At 68.8% G+C, this 21,545-nt stretch carries 19 protein-coding genes; 6 read left to right on the top strand and 13 right to left on the bottom strand.

Features of this window, described 5'->3' with window-relative positions; genetic code table 11:
* Positions 1-647: 647 nt before the first annotated feature.
* The 5 genes from ACWEJ6_RS33545 to ACWEJ6_RS33525 all read right to left on the bottom strand — a co-directional run bounded on the left by ACWEJ6_RS33545 (position 648) and on the right by ACWEJ6_RS33525 (position 4,097).
* Entirely contained in the window at positions 648-1,052 is a 405-nt protein-coding gene (locus ACWEJ6_RS33545) for a hypothetical protein (RefSeq protein WP_452428968.1), read from the bottom strand.
* Positions 1,053-1,517: 465 nt separating this feature from the next.
* Positions 1,518-1,973 carry a hypothetical protein gene (locus tag ACWEJ6_RS33540; protein WP_452428966.1) on the bottom strand — a complete coding sequence of 152 codons (456 nt, stop codon included), beginning with the start codon at positions 1,971-1,973 and terminating at the stop codon, positions 1,518-1,520.
* 452 nt (positions 1,974-2,425) lie between these two features.
* Complete coding sequence (locus ACWEJ6_RS33535; RefSeq protein ID WP_452428964.1) at positions 2,426-2,737, bottom strand: MerR family transcriptional regulator; 312 nt, start codon at positions 2,735-2,737, stop codon at positions 2,426-2,428.
* Positions 2,738-2,793: 56 nt separating this feature from the next.
* Positions 2,794-3,228, bottom strand: a complete 435-nt coding sequence (locus ACWEJ6_RS33530) for an Hsp20/alpha crystallin family protein (protein ID WP_452428962.1) — start codon at positions 3,226-3,228, stop codon at positions 2,794-2,796.
* Between the two features lie 98 nt (positions 3,229-3,326).
* The gene (locus tag ACWEJ6_RS33525; RefSeq protein ID WP_387681391.1) at positions 3,327-4,097 is read right to left on the bottom strand and encodes a PhzF family phenazine biosynthesis protein; all 771 of its coding nucleotides are present in this window, start codon (positions 4,095-4,097) and stop codon (positions 3,327-3,329) included.
* A 170-nt stretch (positions 4,098-4,267) separates the two neighbouring features.
* On the opposite strand from ACWEJ6_RS33525, the gene ACWEJ6_RS33520 reads away from it, so the two are divergent.
* Entirely contained in the window at positions 4,268-4,651 is a 384-nt protein-coding gene (locus ACWEJ6_RS33520; protein WP_352320833.1) for a cell division protein SepF, read from the top strand.
* A gap of 6 nt (positions 4,652-4,657) precedes the next feature.
* On the opposite strand, the gene ACWEJ6_RS33515 is transcribed toward ACWEJ6_RS33520, so the two are convergent.
* The 5 genes from ACWEJ6_RS33515 to ACWEJ6_RS33495 form a co-directional block, all read right to left on the bottom strand.
* Positions 4,658-5,992: a hypothetical protein gene (locus ACWEJ6_RS33515; RefSeq protein WP_358298706.1), complete on the bottom strand. Its 1,335-nt coding sequence runs from the start codon at positions 5,990-5,992 to the stop codon at positions 4,658-4,660.
* A gap of 120 nt (positions 5,993-6,112) precedes the next feature.
* The gene (gene argS, locus ACWEJ6_RS33510; RefSeq protein WP_352320836.1) at positions 6,113-7,840 is read right to left on the bottom strand and encodes an arginine--tRNA ligase; all 1,728 of its coding nucleotides are present in this window, start codon (positions 7,838-7,840) and stop codon (positions 6,113-6,115) included.
* Entirely contained in the window at positions 7,837-10,128 is a 2,292-nt protein-coding gene (locus tag ACWEJ6_RS33505) for an HAD-IC family P-type ATPase (protein WP_452428959.1), read from the bottom strand. Before ACWEJ6_RS33505 ends, argS begins: the two co-directional genes overlap by 4 nt.
* Positions 10,129-10,169: 41 nt before the next feature.
* On the bottom strand, positions 10,170-11,189 hold the full coding sequence (gene plsX, locus ACWEJ6_RS33500; RefSeq protein WP_387681380.1) for a phosphate acyltransferase PlsX: 1,020 nt from the start codon (positions 11,187-11,189) through the stop codon (positions 10,170-10,172).
* Between the two features lie 155 nt (positions 11,190-11,344).
* Complete coding sequence (locus ACWEJ6_RS33495) at positions 11,345-11,905, bottom strand: DUF1707 SHOCT-like domain-containing protein (RefSeq protein WP_452428957.1); 561 nt, start codon at positions 11,903-11,905, stop codon at positions 11,345-11,347.
* Between the two features lie 175 nt (positions 11,906-12,080).
* Here ACWEJ6_RS33495 and ACWEJ6_RS33490 point away from each other — a divergent pair, with 175 nt between their 5' ends.
* Together ACWEJ6_RS33490 and ACWEJ6_RS33485 are read left to right on the top strand one after the other, a co-directional pair.
* Positions 12,081-13,397, top strand: coding sequence for a KamA family radical SAM protein (locus ACWEJ6_RS33490; protein ID WP_358298713.1), 1,317 nt, complete (start codon positions 12,081-12,083; stop codon positions 13,395-13,397).
* Positions 13,398-13,862: 465 nt separating this feature from the next.
* Positions 13,863-14,786, top strand: a complete 924-nt coding sequence (locus tag ACWEJ6_RS33485) for a hypothetical protein (protein ID WP_452428954.1) — start codon at positions 13,863-13,865, stop codon at positions 14,784-14,786.
* 510 nt (positions 14,787-15,296) lie between these two features.
* On the opposite strand, the gene ACWEJ6_RS33480 is transcribed toward ACWEJ6_RS33485, so the two are convergent.
* From ACWEJ6_RS33480 to ACWEJ6_RS33470, 3 genes are all read right to left on the bottom strand, one after another.
* Positions 15,297-15,452 carry a hypothetical protein gene (locus tag ACWEJ6_RS33480; protein WP_185845322.1) on the bottom strand — a complete coding sequence of 52 codons (156 nt, stop codon included), beginning with the start codon at positions 15,450-15,452 and terminating at the stop codon, positions 15,297-15,299.
* Between the two features lie 136 nt (positions 15,453-15,588).
* Entirely contained in the window at positions 15,589-16,455 is an 867-nt protein-coding gene (locus ACWEJ6_RS33475; protein ID WP_352361753.1) for an ABC transporter ATP-binding protein, read from the bottom strand.
* On the bottom strand, positions 16,448-17,383 hold the full coding sequence (locus ACWEJ6_RS33470) for an ABC transporter permease (RefSeq protein WP_352320850.1): 936 nt from the start codon (positions 17,381-17,383) through the stop codon (positions 16,448-16,450). Before ACWEJ6_RS33470 ends, ACWEJ6_RS33475 begins: the two co-directional genes overlap by 8 nt.
* 470 nt (positions 17,384-17,853) lie before the next feature.
* On the opposite strand from ACWEJ6_RS33470, the gene ACWEJ6_RS33465 reads away from it, so the two are divergent.
* The 3 genes from ACWEJ6_RS33465 (at position 17,854) to ACWEJ6_RS33455 (ending at position 21,536) form a co-directional block, all read left to right on the top strand.
* The gene (locus ACWEJ6_RS33465; RefSeq protein WP_452428951.1) at positions 17,854-19,488 is read left to right on the top strand and encodes a peptide ABC transporter substrate-binding protein; all 1,635 of its coding nucleotides are present in this window, start codon (positions 17,854-17,856) and stop codon (positions 19,486-19,488) included.
* Positions 19,489-19,618: 130 nt separating this feature from the next.
* A complete protein-coding gene (locus ACWEJ6_RS33460) occupies positions 19,619-20,563 on the top strand; it encodes an ABC transporter permease (protein ID WP_357999824.1) in 945 nt (314 codons plus the stop codon).
* Positions 20,556-21,536: an ABC transporter permease gene (locus tag ACWEJ6_RS33455; RefSeq protein ID WP_387681367.1), complete on the top strand. Its 981-nt coding sequence runs from the start codon at positions 20,556-20,558 to the stop codon at positions 21,534-21,536. The genes ACWEJ6_RS33460 and ACWEJ6_RS33455 overlap by 8 nt, the downstream gene beginning before the upstream one ends.
* The last annotated feature ends 9 nt before the right edge of the window (positions 21,537-21,545 follow it).

Raw genomic sequence — 21,545 nt, 5'->3', positions numbered from 1 at the left:
CTGCACTCGGGAGGGTGTGGGAGAGTAGGTCACCGCCGGACAATTTTTTGGGAAGGGCTCCGACTTCGGTCGGGGCCCTTTCTGTATTTCCGGGGGTATTTCCTTGTGCCCGGTGCTGGGGGTGTGATGGCGGGGTGCTGGGGTTGGGGGCTGGTTCAGGGGGCCGGCTCGTGGCGGGCCCAGTGGACCCCTGGACCCTGGCCCCCCGGACCCCTGGGCCGGTGTGCCGGTGGGCCGCTTGGAGGTGCGCTGTCGCAAGGCGCAGGTGGCGCTTTCGGTGGAGCCCAGTCGGTTCCGGCTCTGGTCAGTCCGAGCCGGCCCGTTTTGGAGACTTAGGGTTCGTGTCCCGCCCCATTTCGTAGGAGATCAAGGGGGCGTATCCGGCCCGGCCTCGCCGGAGACCCAAGGGTTCGTATCCGGCGCCTGGGTCGGATGCTCCTCCAGCTTCGTCCTTGGCCGGCCCTACATCTGCGCTGAAGGTCAACCTCTACCCGCTTGCGTAGAGCGGTGGCGATCCCGCGACCGCAGACAGACTTCAAGTGCCGGCGTTGCGTAGGTGGGCCAGGAGCTGTTCAGCCTCACCGTCGCCGGCGTGCCCCCATCAGCTGCGAACGAGCCCGTGTCAGTCTCGACACTAATGGCCGGAATCACCTGGAATCGACAGTGAAGAAGCCCTCATCCTCCTCGCCAGGGTGCGTGGGTGCATACTGCTTCAGCATGCCGTGCCGCAGCATCCACAGCCGAAAGAACGACTCCTCCTGGTCCATCAAGAAGACCTGGACGGCGTTCGGGCATCGCCAGGCGATGTTCTGAACTCGATCAAGAACCGCGGGCAGATCAGCATGATTGAGCGTCCCGGCCCACACGCTGCATTCGGGGAACTTCCAGCCACCCCATTGCGAATCCTGGCCGGTCGTCTCGGTCAGGAACCCACATCCCATTCCCGGCCGGTCCCGCCGCGGAGCCTCGGCCCGCAACCAGTTGCTCAACGCCTCAACGTTGGGCCGGTCCACCGCATCAACCGACACCATGACGTTCGCCACCCAGCTCACCAGGCGATTATGGAGCACGCCCCCTGCACGCTTGTCCGTCCTCAGGTCTGCACACCAGTGAGTACGCTGACACTTCGCCGTCACTCTGCGGGGGGAGGAGGCGCTGTCAGGGTGTTGCGCGCCCCTACGAGCGGCTCCTGGCAGCCGCAACAGCCAATAGCGAGCCGTGGGAGCCGCGCCGTAGAAGCAGACCTGCCTTCGGCGGTGACCAGGATTTCGCGATGACCGGAACGAGGTGCTGTCAGGGAAGTTCTGGTCATGCCTGGGGCTTCGTCTCTGTCGGCCACGCCCATCAGTGCTGTTGCCAGCCTGTCGGATGTCTCCACTCAACTGTCCGGACTGGTGGCGTAGCTGTGTACTCCAGGAGCCGGCTTGTGTTGGCAGGGGACCTGGGCTGGGTGTCAGCGCGAGCTTGGTGAGGCTCGGCAGATTGGCCGTTCTGAGGCCATGGCAGGTGGCTGGATGTCAGGGGTGGGCGAAGAGGGTTAGTGTGCAGCTGGAGGCGATGGCCAGGGTGCGGCCCGTGGGGGAGAAGCCGGCTGTGCGGAGCTCGCAGCCCTCTTCGCGGTGGATGTGCCACCAGGTTGATCCGGGTTCGTCGCGGTAGGGGTCACCGCCGCTGGACAGCAGGACGTTTTCGATGGGCCAGTCGGGGGCGACGACATCGATGGACCATCCATTCGTGGTGGTCGTGTGCAGTCCGCCGCCCAGGAGGCCGGAGATTTTGATGGGGGTGCCTGTCAGAGGTCCTATGCCTTGGCAGGTGAGGGTGTAGTCGTCCGGCCAGGCTGGTTCTGGGGCGGGGTCGCGTGCTGTGCGCCGGCCGGTGACGCAGTTGAGGACGCCGCGTCCCTGGTGAGAGGTCACGAGGATGAGGTCCTCGCCCGATTCGGGGTGTACGGCGAAGCCCACGCCGGTCAAGCCTCCGACTGCTACTGGCGGCAAGGGGCGCCAGGGTGGCGGCGGGGGTTGGAGCGGAGCGGTTCGGAACCGGGTGCGCAGGTTTTCGTGGTGGGGGTTCATGGCGGGCGAGTCCTGTCGGGGTCCGGCGGCGGTGCGGTAGGGGCGCATCCTATGCCCGACAAGACGGGGCGGCGTTTGTGCCCAGGCGACCTGGTGGCGGGAGCCTGGGGGCGATGCCGGTAGCCGGTGGCCGGTGGCCGGTGGCCGGTGGCCGGTGGCCGGTAGCTGGTGGGCGGGGATCGGGGGTTGCGATTACCTGGGGGATGCGGCAGGCGGAGCGGCGGGCGCCTCGGCGCCGGTGGTCTGGGCAGGCTCTGGAGGGCTGGTGCTCGTCGTCGCGATCGCCCAGGGGGTTCGCTGGCCGTGTGGGGAGAGGAGAGGAAGCGCACGTCGCTCAGGGGCGCCGCATGCTAAGTGGGGTCGCCGAGGCGGGTGCGGGCTTCTTTGAGTTGCCGGCGGACGTCGGCGAGTTCACGCTCGAGTTCCAGGATGCGGCGGATGGCGATCAGGGTCATGCCCTGGTCGGCGAGGTCGGTCACGTGCTGGACGGTCAGGATGTCGTTGCGGGAGTAGCGGCGTTGGCCGCCGGACGAGCGGCTCGGGCTGATGACGTCGTGTTCGTCCAGGCGGCGGAGGTAGGCCTGGCGGACCTGGAGCATCTCGGCGACCTGGCCCAGGGAGTAGAGCGGGGCGTGTTCGTCGTCGAAGGGCAGCGCGGGCATCGTGGCCTCCTCGGGGTTCGGGGGCGGGGCCGGGATGCCCCGCCCCCGGTGCCGGGTCAGGCCCGGATGGCCTTCGTGTCGTTGCGCCGGATCTCCACCTTGCGCGGTTTGGCGCGTTCGAGGACCGGGATGCGCACGGTGAGCACGCCGTTGGCGTAGCCGGCGTCGATGCGGTCGCTGTCGAGGTGCTCCGACAGGTAGACGCGCCTGGTGAACGTGCCCATCGGGCGCTCGCGGACGAACAGTCGTTCGTTCTCGGCGATCTCTTCCTCGCGACGGGAGCTGACGGTGAGGACGCCCCGGTCGACGGTCACCTCGATGGAGTCCGGGTCGATGCCGGGCAGGTCGAAGCGCAGGACGACGTCGTCGTCGCGGCGAAGGCCGTCCATCGGCATCGTGGCGGCGCCGCCGTTGTCGAAGGTCTGGCGGGCCAGCCGGTTGAACTGGCGCTCGAACTCCTGGAAGAACGGGTCGATCGTAGTCAGCAGCATGGTTCCGAACCTCCTGCTTCTGTCGTGGTAGCTAACCTCCAACTCGATTTGTAGGTTAGACAGCCGAGTGGAGGGAAGCAAGGAGGGTAAGGAAGTTTTTACCTGGGCGTGAGGAGTGTGCCGGTGAGGATGGTCACGGCATGGCCGGCGAGGTGGACGCGGTCGCCGTCGAGGCGGGTGTGGACCAGGCCGCCTCTGGCGGAGAGCTGCGCACCGGTCAGAGCCGTGCGGCCGAGCCGCGCGGACCAGTACGGCGACAGGGCGCAGTGGGCCGAACCCGTCACCGGATCCTCGGCGACGCCCACTTGGGGAGCGAAGAATCGTGAGACGAAATCCGTGCCGGTGCCGCGGGCGGTGACGATGACGCCGCGCGCCTCAACTGCCGACAGGGCCGGGATGTCGGGGCGCAGGGTGCGTACCGTCTCCTCTGAATCGACCTCGACCAGCAGGTCCAGGTCGCTTTTCCCGACCCGCACCGGGGTGGCGCCGAGCGCTTTCTCCAGGCCGTCGGGAACCGTGACGGGCGTCACCTCCTTGGCCGGGAAATCCATCGTGATGAGGTCTCCGGCGGCGCGATTCACGGTTAGCGTTCCGCTGGCCGTGCGGAATTCGACGGGGCCGGTCGCGGCGCCGGTCGAATACAGAACGTGAGCGGTCGCCAGCGTGGCATGACCGCAGAGAGTGACCTCGACCACAGGGGTGAACCACCGCAGGGAATCGCCGAGCAGGAAGGCGGTCTCGGAGAGGTTCATCTCGGCGGCTACGCTCTGCATCCACCCATCAGTAACCGGAGAGTCCAGCAGGCAGACACCTGCGGGATTACCCTTGAAAGCTGTGTCGGTGAAGGCGTCTACAGTGAACAGGCGCATGTGGCCGATGCTATACGGGGGGGACGGATATCCAGATGCAAGCGGGTTGCAAGCCGTACAAAATGGAATTAGGGCTGGGCGTGTCGCGTGGCGAATGCGGAATCGTCGGTTACCGTCCAATGTGTAGGGACGTGCCGATTACGGTGAGTTCCTGAGGAAAGGACAAGCCGATGGGGGCAGTGCGCAAGGTGGTGAACTACCTTGGCCTGAGCGGGGTCGATCACTACGACGACGGCTATGACGACGACGAGCACTACGAGGACGAGTACGTTCCGGCGACGGAGCGGGCCGCCCGGCGGTGGCGCGCGAACGTCGACGCGTCGCGAATCGTGATGGTCCAGCCGCTCAAGTACAACGACGCACCGTTGATCGGTCAGCACTTCCGTGACGGGCAGACGGTGATCATGGATGTCACGGGCATGGCGATGCCCGAGGCGACGAGGATGGTCGACTTCGCCGCCGGGCTCGCGTTCGGTTGCGAGGGTCGGATCGAGCGCATCGCCGATCGCGTGTTCCTGCTCGCGCCGGCGCACGTGGAGATCGAGACGACCTGATCGGGTCTAAGCAGCGCGCGGGCCGCGACGAATCAGCCGGGTGAGCTCGGCTGCATCGTCAGCGGCCTGTTTCGCGCGTGCGTCCGCTTCTCTGGCGTAGGCGTGCAGGGCCCAGACGGCGCCCTCGGCCAGCTCCTTCAGCTCGTTGACCTGGCCGGCCACGTAACGGGCGTCGGCGACGATCGTCTTGTGGCGCTGCCAGAGCTGCCAGCCGCCCAGCCCGAGCATGGCCACCCCGGCGGCGGCCAGCAGGAGCGAGGCGCTGAACGCCGCTCCGGCCAGGCACGCGACACCCGCCACGATCAGCACGAACGCGGCCCACGGCCGGCCGCGCGGCACGACGCCCTCGGTGAGGATGGCGTGCTCCGCCGTGGCGATCGAGGTCTCGTCGGGGCCTTCGGGGCGCAGGTGGATGCGGTGGCCGAGCAGCGGGACGGTCAGCGTGGCCGGCGGCGTCAGCCGGCTGTCGGCTTCGAGCTCCTCGGCCAGGCCGCGCAGGATGGGCGCGGCGACGTGCAGGGCGATGGCGGCCAGGTGCGGGTCGGCGCCGGGACGCAGGTCGTCGAGCAGGTGGGAGATCAGCGAGGCCATCGGGCCGGCCGGGCCGCCCTGCCCGATCTGGGCGCGCAGGACCGCCAGCGGCTCGTCCTCGGCCCAGGACGCGGCCGGGCTGGCCGAGCTGTTGCTGAGCGGGGCGGCGGAGTCGTGGTCGGCCTGCCGGGCCGAGGTGATCTCGGCGCAACGGCCGCGCAGCCTGGCCAGGCGGGCGGCCGCGACCGCCGGACGGGCCAGGTCGGGGATTTCGGCCATCTCCGGGAAGTCGGCCAGCGACGGCGGCACGACGACCGCGGGCTCGCCGGGCACCAGGGCCTGCACCCACTCCTCGACGTCGGCGTGCTCCTGCACGGCCAGCGCGTCGAGCTTGCGCAGCACGAAGATCTTGCCGGCCGGGCCGTAGGCGCCGCGGGCGGCGGCCAGCCAGAGCGAGCGCTGGCCGTGGGTGACGGGACGGTCGAGCGACAGCTCGCCGAAGGCCGTGCCGAGCCAGGAAGCGTGGATGCGGCTGCCCTGCCCGGACACCGCCAGGGCCAGGCACAGGAAGAGCGCGGTCTGCTGCTGGTCGCGGCCGGCGGCCCTGCTCAGCGGTTCGAGCGGGTCGTCGCCGGCGAGGATGGCGACCAGCGCTTCGACGGCAGGGGGCAGCCAGTGGCCGGGTATGTCGCGAAAGCCCGGAGCGGCGGGAGGCGCGGTGCCATTGGCGGCGAGGTGCGCCAGCAGCGCCTCGGCGTAGCGTTGCAACTCCGTCGCTGCTTGGGGGCTCGCAGTCAGGTCCGTGCTCAAGGCAGAGAACTCCCCCATTTCGGCCTCAGTTCATGACCGCGTAAAGCCTAGCCGTTAGGGCGCGCCAACCCGGTGGAGGCGCGCCCATGACGGAACGGGAGACTTTGAGCCAACTGCCTGTTACATACGGTCGGGGACGGGGACGCCCAGAAGGTCGAGGCCGGTTTCGAGCACGCGCAGGGTCAGCGCGCACAGGGCCAGCCGCGAGGCGCGGGTCTCGGGCTCGACGTCGGACCGCAGCACCGGGCACTGCTCGTAGAACGTGCTGAACAGGCTCGACGTCTCGAAGAGGAAGTTGCACAGCCGGTGGGGCTCGGAGCGGGCGGTGACCTCTTCGATGAGCGTGCCGAAGCCGAGCAGGTGCAGGGCCAGGGCGCGCTCGGCGGGCTCGGCCAGCAGGATCGGGGACGTGGCGGCCGCCGGCTCCATGTCCGCCTTGCGGAAGATGGACCGGATGCGGGCGGTGGCGTACTGCATGTAGGGGCCGGTGTTGCCGGTGAAGCCCAGCATGCGGTCGTAGTCGAAGACGTATTCGCTGTCGTGGCTGACCGACAGGTCGGCGTACTTGACCGCGCCCATGCCGACGGCCAGGGCGATCTCGTTGCGGGTGGCCTCGTCGTAGCCGCGTTCGGCGATGGCCGCCGAGGCCCGGTCGACGCCCTCCTGGAGCAAGTCCATCAGCTTGATGGACTCGCCGGACCTGGTCTTGAAGCGGCGGCCGTCCTTGCCGAGCATCATGCCGATCTGGACGTGTTCGGCCGAGACGGTGTCGGGCAGCCAGCCGGCCATCTGCGCGGAGGCGAACACCATGCGGAAGTGCAGCGCCTGGTCGGCGCCCACCACGTAGAGGATGCGGTCGGCCTTCAGGTCGTGGACGCGGTAGCGGATCGCCGCCATGTCGGTGGAGGCGTAGCCGTAGCCGCCGTCGCTCTTCCTGATGATGAGCGGCAGGGGCTTGTCGTCGGAGCCGGTGAAGCCGGGCGGGAACAGGCAGAGCGCGCCCTCGCTGTGGACGGCGACGCCCGACGCCTCAAGATCGGCGCAGGTCTTCTCCAGCATGGGGTTGTACATGCTCTCGCCCGCGAGGTCGGCGTCGGTCAGCGTGACGCCGAGCAGGGAGTAGACCTTGTTGAAGTAGCGGACGGTGGCGTCCATGAAGACGTGCCACAGGCGCATGGTGGCCGGGTCGCCCGACTGGAGGGTGGTGACCCGGACCCGGGCACGCTGCTTGAAGCCCTCGTCGGCGTCGAACTTGGCCCGCGCCGCCTGGTAGAACTCGGTGCCCATGCCCGCTTCGAGCTGGGCGACCGCGGCCGGCTCGCCGATGTCGAGCAGGTGCTCGATGAGCATGCCGAACGGGGTGCCCCAGTCGCCGAGGTGGTTCTGCCTGATCACCTTGTTGCCGAGGTGTTCGTGCAGGCGGGCGAGGGAGTCGCCGACGATGGTGGTGCGCAGGTGGCCGACGTGCATCTCCTTGGCCGCGTTGGGCGCGGAGTAGTCGATCACGATGGTCTGCGCGGGCGTGCTGGTGCCGACGCCGAGGCGCTGGTCGTCGCGCATGCCCGCGGCCTGGGACTCGATCCAGGAGTCGGCGAGCGTGATGTTGAGGAAGCCGGGGCCGCTGACCTCGACCGTGCCGGGGAAGTCGGACAGCTCGGCCTTGATCGCCTCGGCGACCTCCCGCGGGGACCGTCGCAGGCGCTTGGCCAGGCTCATCGCGACGTTCGCCTGGAAGTCGGCGAACTGGGAGGGCCGGATCAGCGGGTCTGCGTCGGCGTGCTCGGCGCCGAACGCGTTGGCCAGCGCCTGCTGGACGCGCTCGGTGAGCACTATCTGCGGGTCGGTCATGTTCTAAGGGTACCGGCGACCTTGACCGCGATGCTGATCGCCGCAGCGGCCACCAGGGAGATGCCGACGGCCGTCAGGTCGTTGCTGAGGTCGCCGGGGGCGAGGGCGAAGAAGCGCCGGACGGGCGGCAGCGACAGGGCGAGCGCGAAGAGCCCCGCCATGGACGCCAGCAGCGTGATCCGCCACCAGTTGAGCGGCCTGGTGATCAGCACGAGCACCCACCACGTGGTGAGGAAGAGCGTGATCACCGCGGACGTCTGGTCCTCGGTCAGGGTGGAGGTGCCGCTGTGCGCGGCCCAGAACGACAGCAGCACCGCGACCGCGCACAACACCCCCGCCGGCACGGCGAAGCGCAGCACCCGCCGGACGAACCCCGGCCGCGCCCGTTCGAACGTGGGCGCGAGCGCCAGGAAGAACGCCGGGATGCCGATGGTCAGCGCGTTGGTGAGGGTGGAGTGGCGGGGCGCGAACGGGAACATCACCCCGGCCACCCCGACGGCCAGCGACAACACGATCGCGTAGAAGGTCTTGGTGAGGAAGAGGTTGGAGACGCGTTCGATGTTGGCCAGCACCCGGCGGCCCTCGCCGACGACGTGCGGCAGCGTGGCGAACTTGTCGTCCAGCAGCACCACCTGGGCCACCGCCTTGGTGGCCGGGCTGCCCGCACCCATGGCGATGCCGAGGTCGGCGTCCTTGAGCGCGAGGACGTCGTTGACGCCGTCGCCGGTCATGGCCACGGTGTGCCCGCGGGCCTGCAGCGCGCCGACGAACTGCCGCTTCTGCTGCGGGCTGACCCGGCCGAACACGGTGTGGGAGTCGAGCAGCTCGCCGAGCTTGACGGGGTCGTCCTGGGGGAGCGTCCTGGCGTCGATGGAACGGTCGCCGCCGGGGATCTTCAGGCTCATGGCGATGGCGGAGACCGCCTCCGGGTTGTCGCCGGAGATCACCTTGACCGTGACGCCCTGCTGGGCGAAGTAGCCGAGGGTCTTGAGCGCGTCGGGCCTGATCCGCTGCCTGAGGGTGACCAGCGCGACGGGCTCGACGGGCCCGCCGTCCTGGGCGGCCCGCAGGTCGGGCGTGCGGCACAGGACGAGCACGCGGGTGCCGGTGGCGGCCAGCTCGGCGGCCCTGTCGTAGCCGTCGCCGTCGTGCAGCAGCACGTCGGGGGCGCCCAGCAGCCAGGCGCCGTGCCCGCCGAAGTCGGCGCCGCTCCACTTGCGGGCCGAGGAGAAGGGCACGGACGAGGCCGCCGCCCAGCCGTCGGCGGGGGCGGGGTAACGGGCCCTGATGGCCTGGGCGGTGGCGTTGGGACGGGCGTCGAGGTGGGCCAGGGCGGCCAGCGCGGGCTCGACCGGCTGGCCGTCGCGCAGCGGGAGCACCTGGTCGAGGTCCATGCCGCCGGCGGTGAGGGTGCCGGTCTTGTCCAGGCAGAGCACGTCGGCCCTGGCCAGGCCCTCGATCGCGGGCAGCTCCTGGACCAGGCACTTGCGCCGGCCGAGGCGGATGACGCCGACGGCGAACGCGATCGAGGTCATCAGCACCAGGCCCTCGGGGATCATGGTGACGATGCCGGCGACCGCGCCGGTGATGGCGGTGGAGAAGTCGGCGGAGTTGTGCAGCTGGCTGTAGATCAGCAGGGCGCCGATCGGCACGACCAGCCAGGTGATGTACTTGATGAAGTTCGCCACGCCCTCGCGCAGCTCGGAGTGGGCGAGGTGGAACTTGCTGGCCTCCTCCGCCAGCCGCACGGCGTAGGCGTCGGTGCCGACGCGGGTGGCGACGTACGCGCCGGCGCCGGCGACCGCGAAGCTGCCCGACAACACCTGGTCGCCGGGCTTCTTGTGCACCGGGTCGGCCTCGCCGGTCAGCAGCGACTCGTCGACCTCCAGGCCGTCGGAGCCGACGACCTCGCCGTCGACCAGCAGGCGGTCGCCGGAGCCGAGCAGGACCAGGTCGCCGAGGACGACCCGGTGCGGCTCGACCTGCTGCTCACGGCCGTCGCGGCGGACGCGGACCGGAGCCTCGTTGATCACGGCGAGCTTGTCGAGGGTGCGCTTGGCGCGCAGCTCCTGGACGATGCCGATCAGCGCGTTGGCCACGATCACCAGGCCGAACAGGCCGTCCTGCCACTCGCCGAAGATCAGGATCAGCGCCCAGAGCACGCCGATGACCAGGTTGAACAGGGTGAACACGTTCGCCCTGATGATCGCGCTGAGCGATCTGCTCGACCGCCGCGGCACCTCGTTGGTCTTCGCCTCCGCGACCTGTGCTGAGGTGAGGCCGTCCACATTTCCCCCGTTCCTGTGGATCGGTCTCACACACTACGGCGTCACCAGAGTCTGTGTGAGCGATGCGTGGCGGCGATCCGGTCGCCGATCCTGGCGACGATGCCGCCCGCGGAGAGGTCGGCGGCGACCTGGCAGGCGGCGCTGATCGCGGGCGCCCTGGAGGAGCCGTGGGCGATCACCACCGTCCCGTTCAGCCCGAGCAGGACGGCGCCGCCGTGGGCCTCGGCGTCGAGGCGTCTGCGCAGCTCGCGCAGGCGGCCGCGTTGCATGAGCGCGCCGAACTTGGCGATCCTGCTCTCGCCGATGGTCTCGGCCAGCTCGCCGAAGGCGTACCGGACCGCGCCTTCCATGGTCTTGAGCGCGACGTTGCCGGTGAAGCCGTCGGTGGTGACGACGTCGACCTTGCCGGTGAGCAGGTCGTGGCCCTCGACGTTGCCGGTGAAGCGGATGCCGGGGGAGGACTGCAGCAGTTCGTGGGCGCGTTTGACGAGCTTGTTGCCCTTCTCCGCCTCGCTGCCGATGGTGAGCAGGCCGATCCGGGGCTCGGGGATGTCGTAGGCCAGCTCGGCGTAGGCCGCGCCGAGGTGGGCGAACTGCACCAGCATCTCCGGTTTGACCTCGGCGTTGGCGCCGGCGTCCACCAGGAGGGTGGGGGTGGGGAGCGTCGGGAGCGCCACGGCGATGGCCGGTCGCAGGACGCCCTGCTGGGCCTTGAGCCGGAGCCTGCCGGTGGCGACGATGCCCGCGGTCGAGCCGGCCGACACCACGGCCGAGGCGTCGCCGCGGCGGACGAGGTGGCAGGCGATGGCGATGCTGGAGCGCGGGCGGCGCAGGCTGGCCAGGGCGCCTTCGTCCATGGCCAGGGCCTCTTCCGCCCGGACGATGGGGACCTCTTTGGTGGCGTCGTGGTCGGCCAGGGCCTCGTACAGGATGCGGGGTGAGCCGACGAGCACGATGGGCAGCTTGCGCTCCCGTACGGCGTGGACCGCGCCGGCCACGATCTCGTGGGGAGCGTGGTCGCCACCCATGGCGTCGAGCGCGACGGGCCTGCTGTCGGACAATGGTCACCTCGTGGGACAGACGAGCCCGCCGTCGCCCGGCCGGGCCGGTACGCGGGCTCGTGTATGTCCGCATCGTAGGCAGGCCGGATGTCAGGTCGACCGGCGGGTGGACCTCCCTGCTTCCCCGGCGCGGCGCTTCCAGTCGCGGGGGCCCGTCAGTGCAGGTTCCAGTCGTCGAGGCCACGGGTCACGACGACCTTGGAGAACTTCGACGAGCCGGTGACCCGGATCAGCGGGCCGTCGCCCGCCGAGCCGCCGCTGACGTTCCGCTTGCCGAAGATCGAGCTGCCCTCGTCGATCACGTGGGCGTTCTCCGGCACCCGGACGATCATCTTGCTGAACTTCGCGTCGGTCTCGATGGTGATCTCCCGGCCGGGGAGCACGGCGTCGGACAGGTCGATGACGAGGGCGCCGAAGCGGGCCGACAGCTTGGTGCGCCGGGAGGCGACCCAGCGCCCCTTGCGCACGATCTTGCTGAACTTCGAGCTGATCACCTGGTGCTCGATGGCCTCGGGCAGGGCGGACGGGGCGGACACCGCGGGCAGGTCCCGGGTGAGGGGGACGAGCTCACCGATCGTCTTCGCCGTGTAGGCGATCTCCAGACGGTCGGCGTGCTCGACGCTGGTGAGTCTTCCGGTGGCGAGCGCGTCGCCCAGCAGGGCCGCGACGCGGTCGCGGTCGGCGTCGGAGGCGCGCAGATCGAGATCCTCGGTCACGATGAATCAGTGTATGTCGAATCGCGATATGTCGCGAGTGTCAAACCTGCAAGGAAACTTGGAGCCCAGTGGAACCGGGGACGCGGCGCGTCGCGTCCGGATATTAAGAACCGTAGACGCGCGACTGGGTCGTGAGGTTTACACGCGATCGAACAAAAAAGATGGGAAAGGCCTAGTGATCTTGAACCAGGCAGGTACCCGACGCTTCAAGGCGTACACGTCCAAGCACCTCGACGAGCTCCTGCGACGGGCGGGGCTGGACGACGAGGAGCGGCTGAGGGTCCGCGCCGTGGCCACGGTGCTGCCCTTCCGGACGAACGCCTATGTCGTGGATGAACTCATAGATTGGTCGGCGGCGCCCGACGATCCCATCTACCGCCTCGTCTTCCCGCAGGAGGACATGCTTCCCGCCGCGGACGTGGCCAGGCTGGCCGATCTGCTCAAGGCCGAGGCGCCCAACAGCGAGGTCCAGGCCGAGGCCAACCGGGTACGCGCGCAGCTCAACCCGCATCCCGCCGGGCAGAAGGAACTCAACGTCCCGCGGATGGGCGACGAGCCGGTGCCCGGCATGCAGCACAAATATCCAGAGACAGTGCTGATCTTCCCTAAACAGGGGCAGACCTGCCATGCCTACTGCACCTACTGCTTCCGGTGGGCGCAGTTCATCGGGGACGCGGACCTGAAGTTCGCCTCCGACGACATCGACCGGATGGTGTCCTACATCCGCCACCACCCCGAGGTCACCAGCGTCCTGATCACCGGCGGCGACGCCATGATCATGGGTGAGCCGGTCATCAGGCGCTACATCGAGCCGCTGCTCGGCCTCGACCAGCTCGAATCGATCCGCATCGGCACCAAGGCGCTGGCTTACTGGCCGCAGCGCTTCACCACCGATCCCGACGCCGACGCCACGCTCGGCCTGTTCCAGGAGGTGGTGAAGGCCGGCAAGAACCTGGCGTTCATGGCCCACTTCTCGCATCCGCGGGAGCTGGAGTCGCCGCTGGTGGAGTCGGCGGTCGAACGCATCCTCGGCAGCGGGGCCACCATCAGGACCCAGGCGCCGCTGATCAGGTCCATCAACGACGATCCAGCCGTGTGGTCGTCGATGTGGCGGCGGCAGCTGCGGATGGGGCTGATTCCCTATTACATGTTCGTCGAGCGCGACACCGGGCCGCAGGACTACTTCGCGGTCCCGCTGGCCCGCGCGTACGAGATCTTCAGGGACGCCTACTCGACCGTCTCCGGGCTCTGCCGTACGGTCCGGGGGCCGTCCATGTCGGCCACGCCGGGGAAGGTGTGCGTGGACGGCGTGACCGAGATCGCCGGTGAGCGCGTCTTCGTGCTGCATCTCATCCAGGCCCGCGACCCGGAGCTGGTCGGGCGGCCGTTCTTCGCCCGGTACGACCCGTCGGCGGTCTGGCTGACGGATCTGCGGCCGGCGTTCGCCGAGCGTTTTCCGTTCGAGCCGGCCGACGCCTTGCTGCCCATCTGAGTGGTCGCGTTCCCGCGCCACCGTCCCTGAATTGTGCGCCCCCGGCCCGTGACATTTGTTAATGCGACCACTTGTTCGCGGGCCGTGCGGGCGCACGTCGGTGTCGCGGTCCCGATGGTGATCGGGTCCGCGCGGAATCGAAATCAAAACCGGGGTATTTCCCGTTTTGTCTCTCCGCTCAACGCTCCCCCTTTACTCGGTAACCGGGCTGCAAACCCTGCTACATGGGCTTTCCGGCCGCCTGCGGGCGATCACCGTGAGTGATACAACTGCTTCCGTAGCTCAGCCGTGACAGCACGCTTCGTGTGGTGCCCATAGCGTGTGCGCCACGGCATTCGGGGGTTATCGATTCGCATTTCCACCGCATTCGAGAGCGATCGATCACGAGCCGGGAAGGCAATCATGAATCGAGTAGTCAAGGCGGCCGTTGCCGTCACAGCATTCGGCTTGGCGGCGGCTTTGGCCGTGCCAGCTCAAGCAGAAGTTCAATTCACTCACACCGCCAAGATCGTCCCGCTGGACGGCCTGGGCGGGGGCACCAGCGGAGGCCCGCTCGACCTGCTCGGCGGGCTGCTCGGCGGCGGGCTGCTCAGCAGCCTGGGCGGCGGCCTCGGCGGCCTGACCGGGGCCAGCAAGGCCAAGGCGGCGGACGCCGCCGGCGAGGCCAGGGCACGCGACATCGCCGACGAGAACCGGCGCGCCAGCCTGGCGATGACGCCGAACGCGGCCGAGGACGTCACCCAGGCGAGCGGCCCGCTGCCCGAGCTGTCGCCCATCCTCGGCAGCGGCGCGATCGGCGGCGGCGGCCGGGGCCTGGCCAAGTCGCTGCCGCTGCTCGGCGGCGCCCGCATGGCGCAGCCGCTGGTCAAGGGCGCGCCCCAGAGCAACGGCGGGCTCACCGGCACGAGCGCCCCGCTGCGCGGCGCCATGGACACGATGACCGCCCTGGCCGGGGCCTCGGTCGGCGGCGCGATGGGCAAGGTGGGCGGCGGCGCGCTGCTGCCCGGCACGGGCTCCGGCACGGCCGGCACCGCCACCACGAGCATGACGGGCGCCACCAAGGGCCTGCGCGACCTGTCCATGGAGTCCGGGATGGGCGGGCTCACCCGCGCCGCCAGGATGGCCCTGCCGCACGCGTCCGGCGGCGAGCTGGCCCCGATGGTCGGGCAGGTCGCCCCCGTCGAGGCCGCGCCGGTCGTCGAGGCGCTGCCGGGCACCACCCGGACCGCGTCCGTCGACGAGATCACCCCGCTCATGCAGGACACCGCGGGCTTCGTCTCGGCCAACGGCTCCAAGGCCGCCGGCTCCTACAGCGACATGGTCTCCGCCCTCGGCTGGAGCAGCGACGCGCTGACGAGCTCGGTGCGGGGCTCCTGGGTGCGCGACTGAGACGAGCGCGGCGCGTCCCGGACGTGTCGCGGACGTGACCCGCGCGGGCGCGTCCCGGACATGACGTGACGACGCGCGCACGCGGCCCCGCCGAGGGCCGTGCGACGGTTCGCCGGCGTCCCAGGTGCCGACGTTCGCGAACCGGCCGTGACGGCCGTGAGGTGGCCCGCGTTCAGGTGCCAGGTTGTTCCCGCGACGGCGGGTTCCCGCTCTCCCCGGCGTCGGTGGACGCCCGCGGAACGACGGGGGCGTCGTCGCACCGACAGGACAGGCCGATGGGGTGCGCTCACAAGGTGCCGAGCGCCCCGACGGCACTGCCGCGCGTCGGTCGCGGGTCCGCCGCTCGGGCGGACGGGCCCGCCACGGGTCTGGGCGGATGCGCTCCAGCCCGGGGGTTCACGCGCGCGAGCCGCCGCTGACTGCAGGGCAGCGGCGCCACGCCGAGCCCGCCGCCGGCCCCGCCACGGGGTCGGCGGCCTTCTCTTGTCCCCCCTTGTCCGGCGCGGGCCGCTAGGGCAGCCGGACGCCGGTGCGCCGGGCTATCTGGGCCTGCAACCGGGCCATCTGCCAGTGAAGCTCCAGCAGCTGCTCGGCGAGCTGCATCCTGGGGATCTCGGCCACGTCTTCGATGGCCAGGTGGTCGATCGCGGCCGAAAGCTCTCCCATCGCGCGCCCCCACTCCATCAGCGTTCCTTGGATCGAATTCGCGTTCGAATACTATCGGAACGGCAGTCACACTGTCAGTGTTTCGGCGCGCGAGTCACCCACGTTTCGCGCAGGTGATCGAAAAGCGGGCGGGTGCTCAGCCCTTGTTGTAGGCGGCGATGACTTCCTTGGGGTCGCCGTCCATCCGGATCTTGCCCTTGTGCAGCCAGATGACCCGGTTGCAGGTCTCCTCGATGACCTTGAGGTCGTGGGCCACCAGGAAGACCGTGCCGGCCGACTCGCGGATCTGCCGGATGCGGGCCTCGCTCTTCTTGCGGAACTCGCGGTCGCCCGTGGCCAGGGCCTCGTCGATGAGCAGGACGTCGTGGGTCTTGGCCGAGGAGATGGCGAAGCGCAGCCGCGCGCCCATGCCCGACGAGTACGTGGACATGGGCAGCTGGACGAACTCGTCGATGCCGGAGAAGTCGACGATCTCCTGGTACTTCTCCTTGACCTCCGCCGGCGTCATGCCCATGGCGTAACAGCCGAGGACGATGTTGCGCTCACCGGTCAGCTCGCGCATGAGCGCGGCGTTGACGCCGAGCAGCGAGGGCTGCCCGTCGGTGTAGACGGCGCCCTCGTGCGGCGGGAGCAGGCCGGCGATGGCGCGCAGCAACGTGGACTTGCCCGACCCGTTGCGGCCCACGATGCCGATGGCGTCGCCGTGGTAGGCCACGAAGGTCACGCCCTTGACGGCGTGGACCTCCTTCATCTGCGGACGGCCCTGGCGCTTCAGCAGGCGCGTGAGGGCGTTGACCGCGTTGCCCTTCTCGTTGTCGGTGGCCGTGCCGTAGACGCGGTAGACGATGTGCAGGTCGTCGACGATGACGGTCGGGGTGCCCGTGGGAACGTCGAGCGGACTCTTGCCCCGGGGCTCCGGGTTGGGGTGCACCCTCACGTCCTTGCCGGGGACGGCGGGCTCCTCGCCCTTCACCTGTGACAGCTCCTCGGTCAGTTCAGCCACGCCCGTACCTCTCCTCGGACCGCCAGAAGTACCAGAAGCCGAAGCCGAGTGAGAACACTGCCCAGAATACGCAAGACACCCACACCATGGTCGGCGGGTAGTGCCCGTTCTGCGGGTGGTAGCTCTTGATCAGGATGTCGCGCATCCACTCGATGTAGGAAGCCGTCGGGTTCAGGTACATCACGTCGGCGACCCACTGGGGCAGCTTCGCGGACCCGACCACCTTGTCCTGGATCGAGAAGAAGACACCCGAGGCGTAGAGCCAGGTGCGGGTGATGAACGGCAGCAACTGGTTGAGGTCGCGCATCTGGGCGCCCATCCGGGCGATCACCAGGCTGGCCCCGATGTTGAACATCGTCTGGAGCGCCAGCACCACCGGGATCATGAGCCAGAACCAGGTGGGCCACTCGCCGGTGGCCGTCACGATGACGAGGAGCACGCCCATGGAGATGGCGAGCTGCTGCAGCTCCTGGATCGTGTACGCCAGCGGCAGCGACGCGCGCGGGAAGTGCAGGGCGCGGATCATCGACAGGTTGCCGGAGATCGACTTGGCGCCCGCCGTGACCACGCGCTGGGTGTAGGTGAAGACGAACATCCCGGTCAGCAGGAACGCCGGGTAGTTCTCGATGCCGCCCCGGCCGCCCAGGATGACGCCGAACATCACGTAGTAGATGCCGGCGTTCAGGAGGGGGGTCAGCACCTGCCACAGCTGGCCCAGGGCCGAGCTGGAGTACTTCGAGACGTTGCGGGACGTCGCGTACGTCAGGATGAAGTGTCGCCGCTCCCAGAGCTGGCGCAGATAGACAGGGAACCTCGGCCGCGCGATGGCACGGCGAAGTCCGTATCTCTCGGCGAGCTTGGCCAGCGGCTCCTGCCCGCTTCGGCCGCCCGCCTGGGCGTCCGCGACAGCGGATTCCGGCTGGCTCATGGCTAGGACTCTATTGGATCCAGGTCGGTGGGGTGCCTGCCGCGAGGGACGCGGCAGATGCTTGGACGGAGTCTTGGGGCGCCAGGTTCCAAGGTGCCGTCAAGACTCGCTCAACCGTAGCCCAGCCAGGCGGGCCATGGCGGGAAGGGCGCGACCACGGTCCTGTAGGGGGTAATTTTCATCCGCCGTTCACGTCGAGGCTTGACCTGTTTGAGCATCCCTGGGGTGTTTGTAGAGTTATAGGAAGAATGTCTGTGACGCTGGATTGGCGCACGTGTGACCGAACTGCAACGCGCCAGAGACTCGCTGGTGGCAAGTAGTAAGGGATAGTCGCGATCGACTGGCAGGGCGTCGGCTGGTTTGACCATGTCAGCCAAATCCGGGGGATACCAGGAACCCCCCGTCAGGCTGCTTACCATCACCGCAGCTCAGCGCTGTCGCCCACCTGTAGAGGGAGGATTTTTTTCACCATGCGTGTTACTAAGGGCGCACAGATCGTCGCCGGTACCGCGCTGCTCGCCCTCGCGGTTGCCGCGTGTGGCGGCGGTGCCTCGGACGGCGGCACTGCCGCGGGCGGCGGCGAAACGCCGGTCCGCATGGAGATCGGTGAGCCTCAGGAGCTCCTCAACCCGCTGAACACCACCGAGACCGAGGGCTCCGAAGTCCTCGCCGCGGTGTTCTCGCCGCTCGTCAAGTACGACGAGAACAAGCAGCCGGTTGAAGAGGCCGCTGAGTCGATCACCACCCAGGACAGCAAGGTCTGGACGATCAAGCTCAAGTCCGGCTACACCTGGCACGACGGCAAGCCGGTCACCGCGGCTGACTACGCGCGGGCCTGGAACTATGGCGCCAACCAGGACAACGCCATGAGCTCCTCCGCCTTCTTCTCCCGCATCGACGGCTTCGCCGACGTCCACCCGGGCGAGGGCAAGACGCCGACGGCCAAGGAGATGAAGGGCCTCAAGGCTGTCGACGACAGCACCCTTGAGGTGACGCTGTCCGCACCGTTCTCGCAGTTCAAGACGATGCTCGGGTACACCGCCTTCTACCCGCTGCCGGCCTCCGCGCTCGGCGCCGACGGCAAGGTGACCCAGGCCTACGGCGAGCAGCCGATCGGCCAGGGCCTGTTCAAGGTCGACAAGCCCTACAAGAAGGGCGGCGCGCAGACCATCGACATGACGGTCTACGACAAGTTCCCCGGCCCCAAGCCGAAGAACTGGACCAAGCTGCAGTTCAAGATCTACAGCTCGGCCGAGACCGCCTTCCAGGACCTCCAGGCCGAGAACCTGGACGTGGACGACTCGCTGCCCGCCTCGGCGATCGCGACCGCCAAGTCCGTCCTCGGCGACCGCTACTTCGACGAGCCCGACGCCTCTGTCGGTTACATCGGCGTCCCGCTGAAGTACAACCCCGAGTTCAAGAACCCGGACGTGCGCAAGGCCATCTCCATGGCCATCGACCGCAAGACCATCACCGAGACGGTCTTCGCGGGCACCCGCGCCCCGGCCGACGACTTCATCAACCCGGCCATCCCCGGTTACCGTCAGGGCGCCTGCACGGCCTGCACGTACAACCCGGCCGAGGCGAAGAAGCTCTACGCCGACGCCAAGGGCCCGGCCAAGCTGGAGCTCGGCTACAACGGCGACGGCGGCCACAAGGAGTGGATCGAGGCCGTCGCCAACAACCTCCGCGCCAACCTGGGCATCGAGGTCACGCCGAAGCCGTTCGAGAACTTCAAGGCCATCCTGGACGACCTGGACGCCAAGAAGTACAAGGGCCTGTTCCGCATGGGCTGGTCGATCGACTACCCGTCGGCCGAGAACTACCTGACGCCGATCTTCGGCACCCAGGCCATCTCGACCGGCTCGAACTACGGCGGTTACGAGAACAAGGAGTTCGACGACATCGTCGCCAAGGGCGACCAGGCCGCCGACGCCGCCGAGGGCCTCAAGCTCTACCAGCAGGCCGACGACATCCTGATCAAGGACATGCCGTACATCCCGGTGTACTTCTACCGGAGCAACTTCGGACACTCCGCCAAGGTCAAGGGCGTCAAGCTGAACCTGCTCAACCAGGTTCAGTGGGCCGACATCGAGAAGGCCTGACGTCATTCGCCGGGCGGACGGCTCTTGCCGTCCGCCCATCGGAGGACTGAGCTTGGAGGCAGTCACTTTGGGGCCGGGCAAACCGCGGCTACGAGGGTGACTGCCTCCACGCATGTACCGGAGGGCTTGAATGGGCCGTTATGTCATCAGGCGACTGCTGCAGGCGATACCCGTCCTGCTCGGCGCCACGCTACTCATCTTCGCGATCGTCTTCGCCCTGCCCGGCGACCCCATCCAGGCACTGGCGGGCGAGAAGCGCCTGGACCCGGCTGTGGCCGAGGTCCTGCGCGACCAGTACCACCTGAATGATCCGCTGCTGCTGCAGTACTGGTACTACCTCAGCGGCGTGCTCCTCCACGGCGACTTCGGGACCACCTTCTCCAGGATCCCGGTCTCTCAGCTCATGGCCGGCAAGTTCCAGGTCACGCTGAACCTCGCGCTGACCGCGCTCGTCATGGAGGCCATCATCGGCGTCGGCCTCGGCCTGTGGGCGGCGCTGCGCCGCGGCAGGGCCTCCGACACCGCCATCCTCGCCTCGACGCTGCTGCTGATCTCCGTCCCCACGCTGGTGACGGGCTTCGTGCTGCAGCTCGTGCTCGGAGTCAAGCTCAAGCTGTGGACGGGAAGCGACATCTTCCCCGTGGCCGGCATCTCGGCCGGGTTCCGCAGCTACCTGCTGCCCGGTTTCGTGCTCGCCGGCACGTCGATCGCCTATCTCACCAGGTTGACGCGGACGAGCCTGGTGGAGACGCTGCGCGCGGACTACATCCGCACGGCCACCGCCAAGGGTCTGGCCAAACGCCGCGTCATCGGCAGGCACGGGCTCCGCAACGCCCTGATCCCGCTGGTCACCTACCTCGGCGCCGACCTCGGGAACCTGATGGGCGGCGCGGTCATCACGGAGACGATCTTCAACCTGCCGGGCATCGGCAACCAGCTGTTCAACTCGATCCTGCTGCGAGAACAGCCGGTCGTCGTGGGCATCGTGACCGTGCTGGTGCTGATCTACATCCTGGCCAACCTGGTCGTCGACATGTTGTACGCAGTGCTCGACCCGAGGATCCGCTATGAGTAACGAAGCAAACGTCGGGCCCATGCTGCCGGAAGCGAAGTCGCTGGTCACGGAGGCCCCGGCGCCACCGTCCCCCGACAAGCAGGGCAGGCGCGGCAAGCAGAAGCAGGAGAAGCCCGCCAGCCTGTGGACCGACGCCTGGTACGACCTGCGCCGCCGGCCGATGTTCATCATCTCCGCGGTGCTGATCGCGATCCTGCTGGTCATGGCGTTCTGGCCGTCGTTGTTCACCTCGATCGACCCGACCAACGCCCAGACCTGCGACCTGTCCACCGCCCGGCAGCTCCCCAGCGTGGGGCACCCGTTCGGCAAGGACAGCCAGGGCTGTGACGTGTTCGCCAGGACGATCTACGGCGCCCGCAACTCGATCGTGATCGGCGTGACCACCACGATCATCACCATGATCCTGGGCGGCCTGCTCGGCCTGTTCGCCGGCTTCCGCAGCGGCCTGATCGACTCGGTCTCCTCCCGGGTCACCGAGATCTTCTTCGCCATCCCGCCGATCCTGGGCGCCCTGCTGATCGCGGCCACCTTCCGCGACAGCGGCATCAACAGCATCATGCTGGTCATCGCGGCCCTGGCGGTGCTCGGCTGGCCGATGGTGTTCCGCATCATGCGGGCCTCGGTGATCACGGCCAAGAGCCAGGACTTCGTGGTCGCCGCGCGGGCGGTGGGCGCGGGCCAGTGGCGCATCATGTTCAAGCACCTGCTGCCGAACTCGCTGGCGCCGGTGATCGTGGTCAGCACGATCAACCTCGGCGGCTACATCGCGGCGGAGGCGGCGCTGTCGTTCCTCGGGGTCGGCGTGCAGTCGCCGGACATCTCGTGGGGCCTCATGATCGCCGACGCCCGGCCGCGGTTCCTCGACGCGTCGCTGCCGCTGTTCTTCCCGGCCCTGTTCCTGAGCATCACGGTGCTCGCGTTCATCATGCTGGGCGACGCCGTGCGTGACGCTCTCGATCCGAAGCTCAGGTAGAAGGGGGGA

Source organism: Nonomuraea sp. NPDC004702 (genome assembly GCF_053601695.1).
The sequence above is the reverse complement of the archived record's forward strand: the minus strand, read 5'-3'. Positions and strand labels throughout refer to the sequence as shown.

Coding starts and splice junctions, on each gene's coding strand:
- ACWEJ6_RS33525 (WP_387681391.1), bottom strand. CDS start 4,097: ATGCGCCTGTTCACTGTAGACGCCTTCACCGACACAGCTTTCAAGGGT.
- ACWEJ6_RS33530 (WP_452428962.1), bottom strand. CDS start 3,228: ATGCTGCTGACTACGATCGACCCGTTCTTCCAGGAGTTCGAGCGCCAG.
- ACWEJ6_RS33470 (WP_352320850.1), bottom strand. CDS start 17,383: ATGAGCCAGCCGGAATCCGCTGTCGCGGACGCCCAGGCGGGCGGCCGA.
- ACWEJ6_RS33460 (WP_357999824.1), top strand. CDS start 19,619: ATGGGCCGTTATGTCATCAGGCGACTGCTGCAGGCGATACCCGTCCTG.
- ACWEJ6_RS33465 (WP_452428951.1), top strand. CDS start 17,854: ATGCGTGTTACTAAGGGCGCACAGATCGTCGCCGGTACCGCGCTGCTC.
- ACWEJ6_RS33535 (WP_452428964.1), bottom strand. CDS start 2,737: ATGCCCGCGCTGCCCTTCGACGACGAACACGCCCCGCTCTACTCCCTG.
- ACWEJ6_RS33480 (WP_185845322.1), bottom strand. CDS start 15,452: ATGGGAGAGCTTTCGGCCGCGATCGACCACCTGGCCATCGAAGACGTG.
- ACWEJ6_RS33455 (WP_387681367.1), top strand. CDS start 20,556: ATGAGTAACGAAGCAAACGTCGGGCCCATGCTGCCGGAAGCGAAGTCG.
- ACWEJ6_RS33520 (WP_352320833.1), top strand. CDS start 4,268: ATGGGGGCAGTGCGCAAGGTGGTGAACTACCTTGGCCTGAGCGGGGTC.
- argS (WP_352320836.1), bottom strand. CDS start 7,840: ATGACCGACCCGCAGATAGTGCTCACCGAGCGCGTCCAGCAGGCGCTG.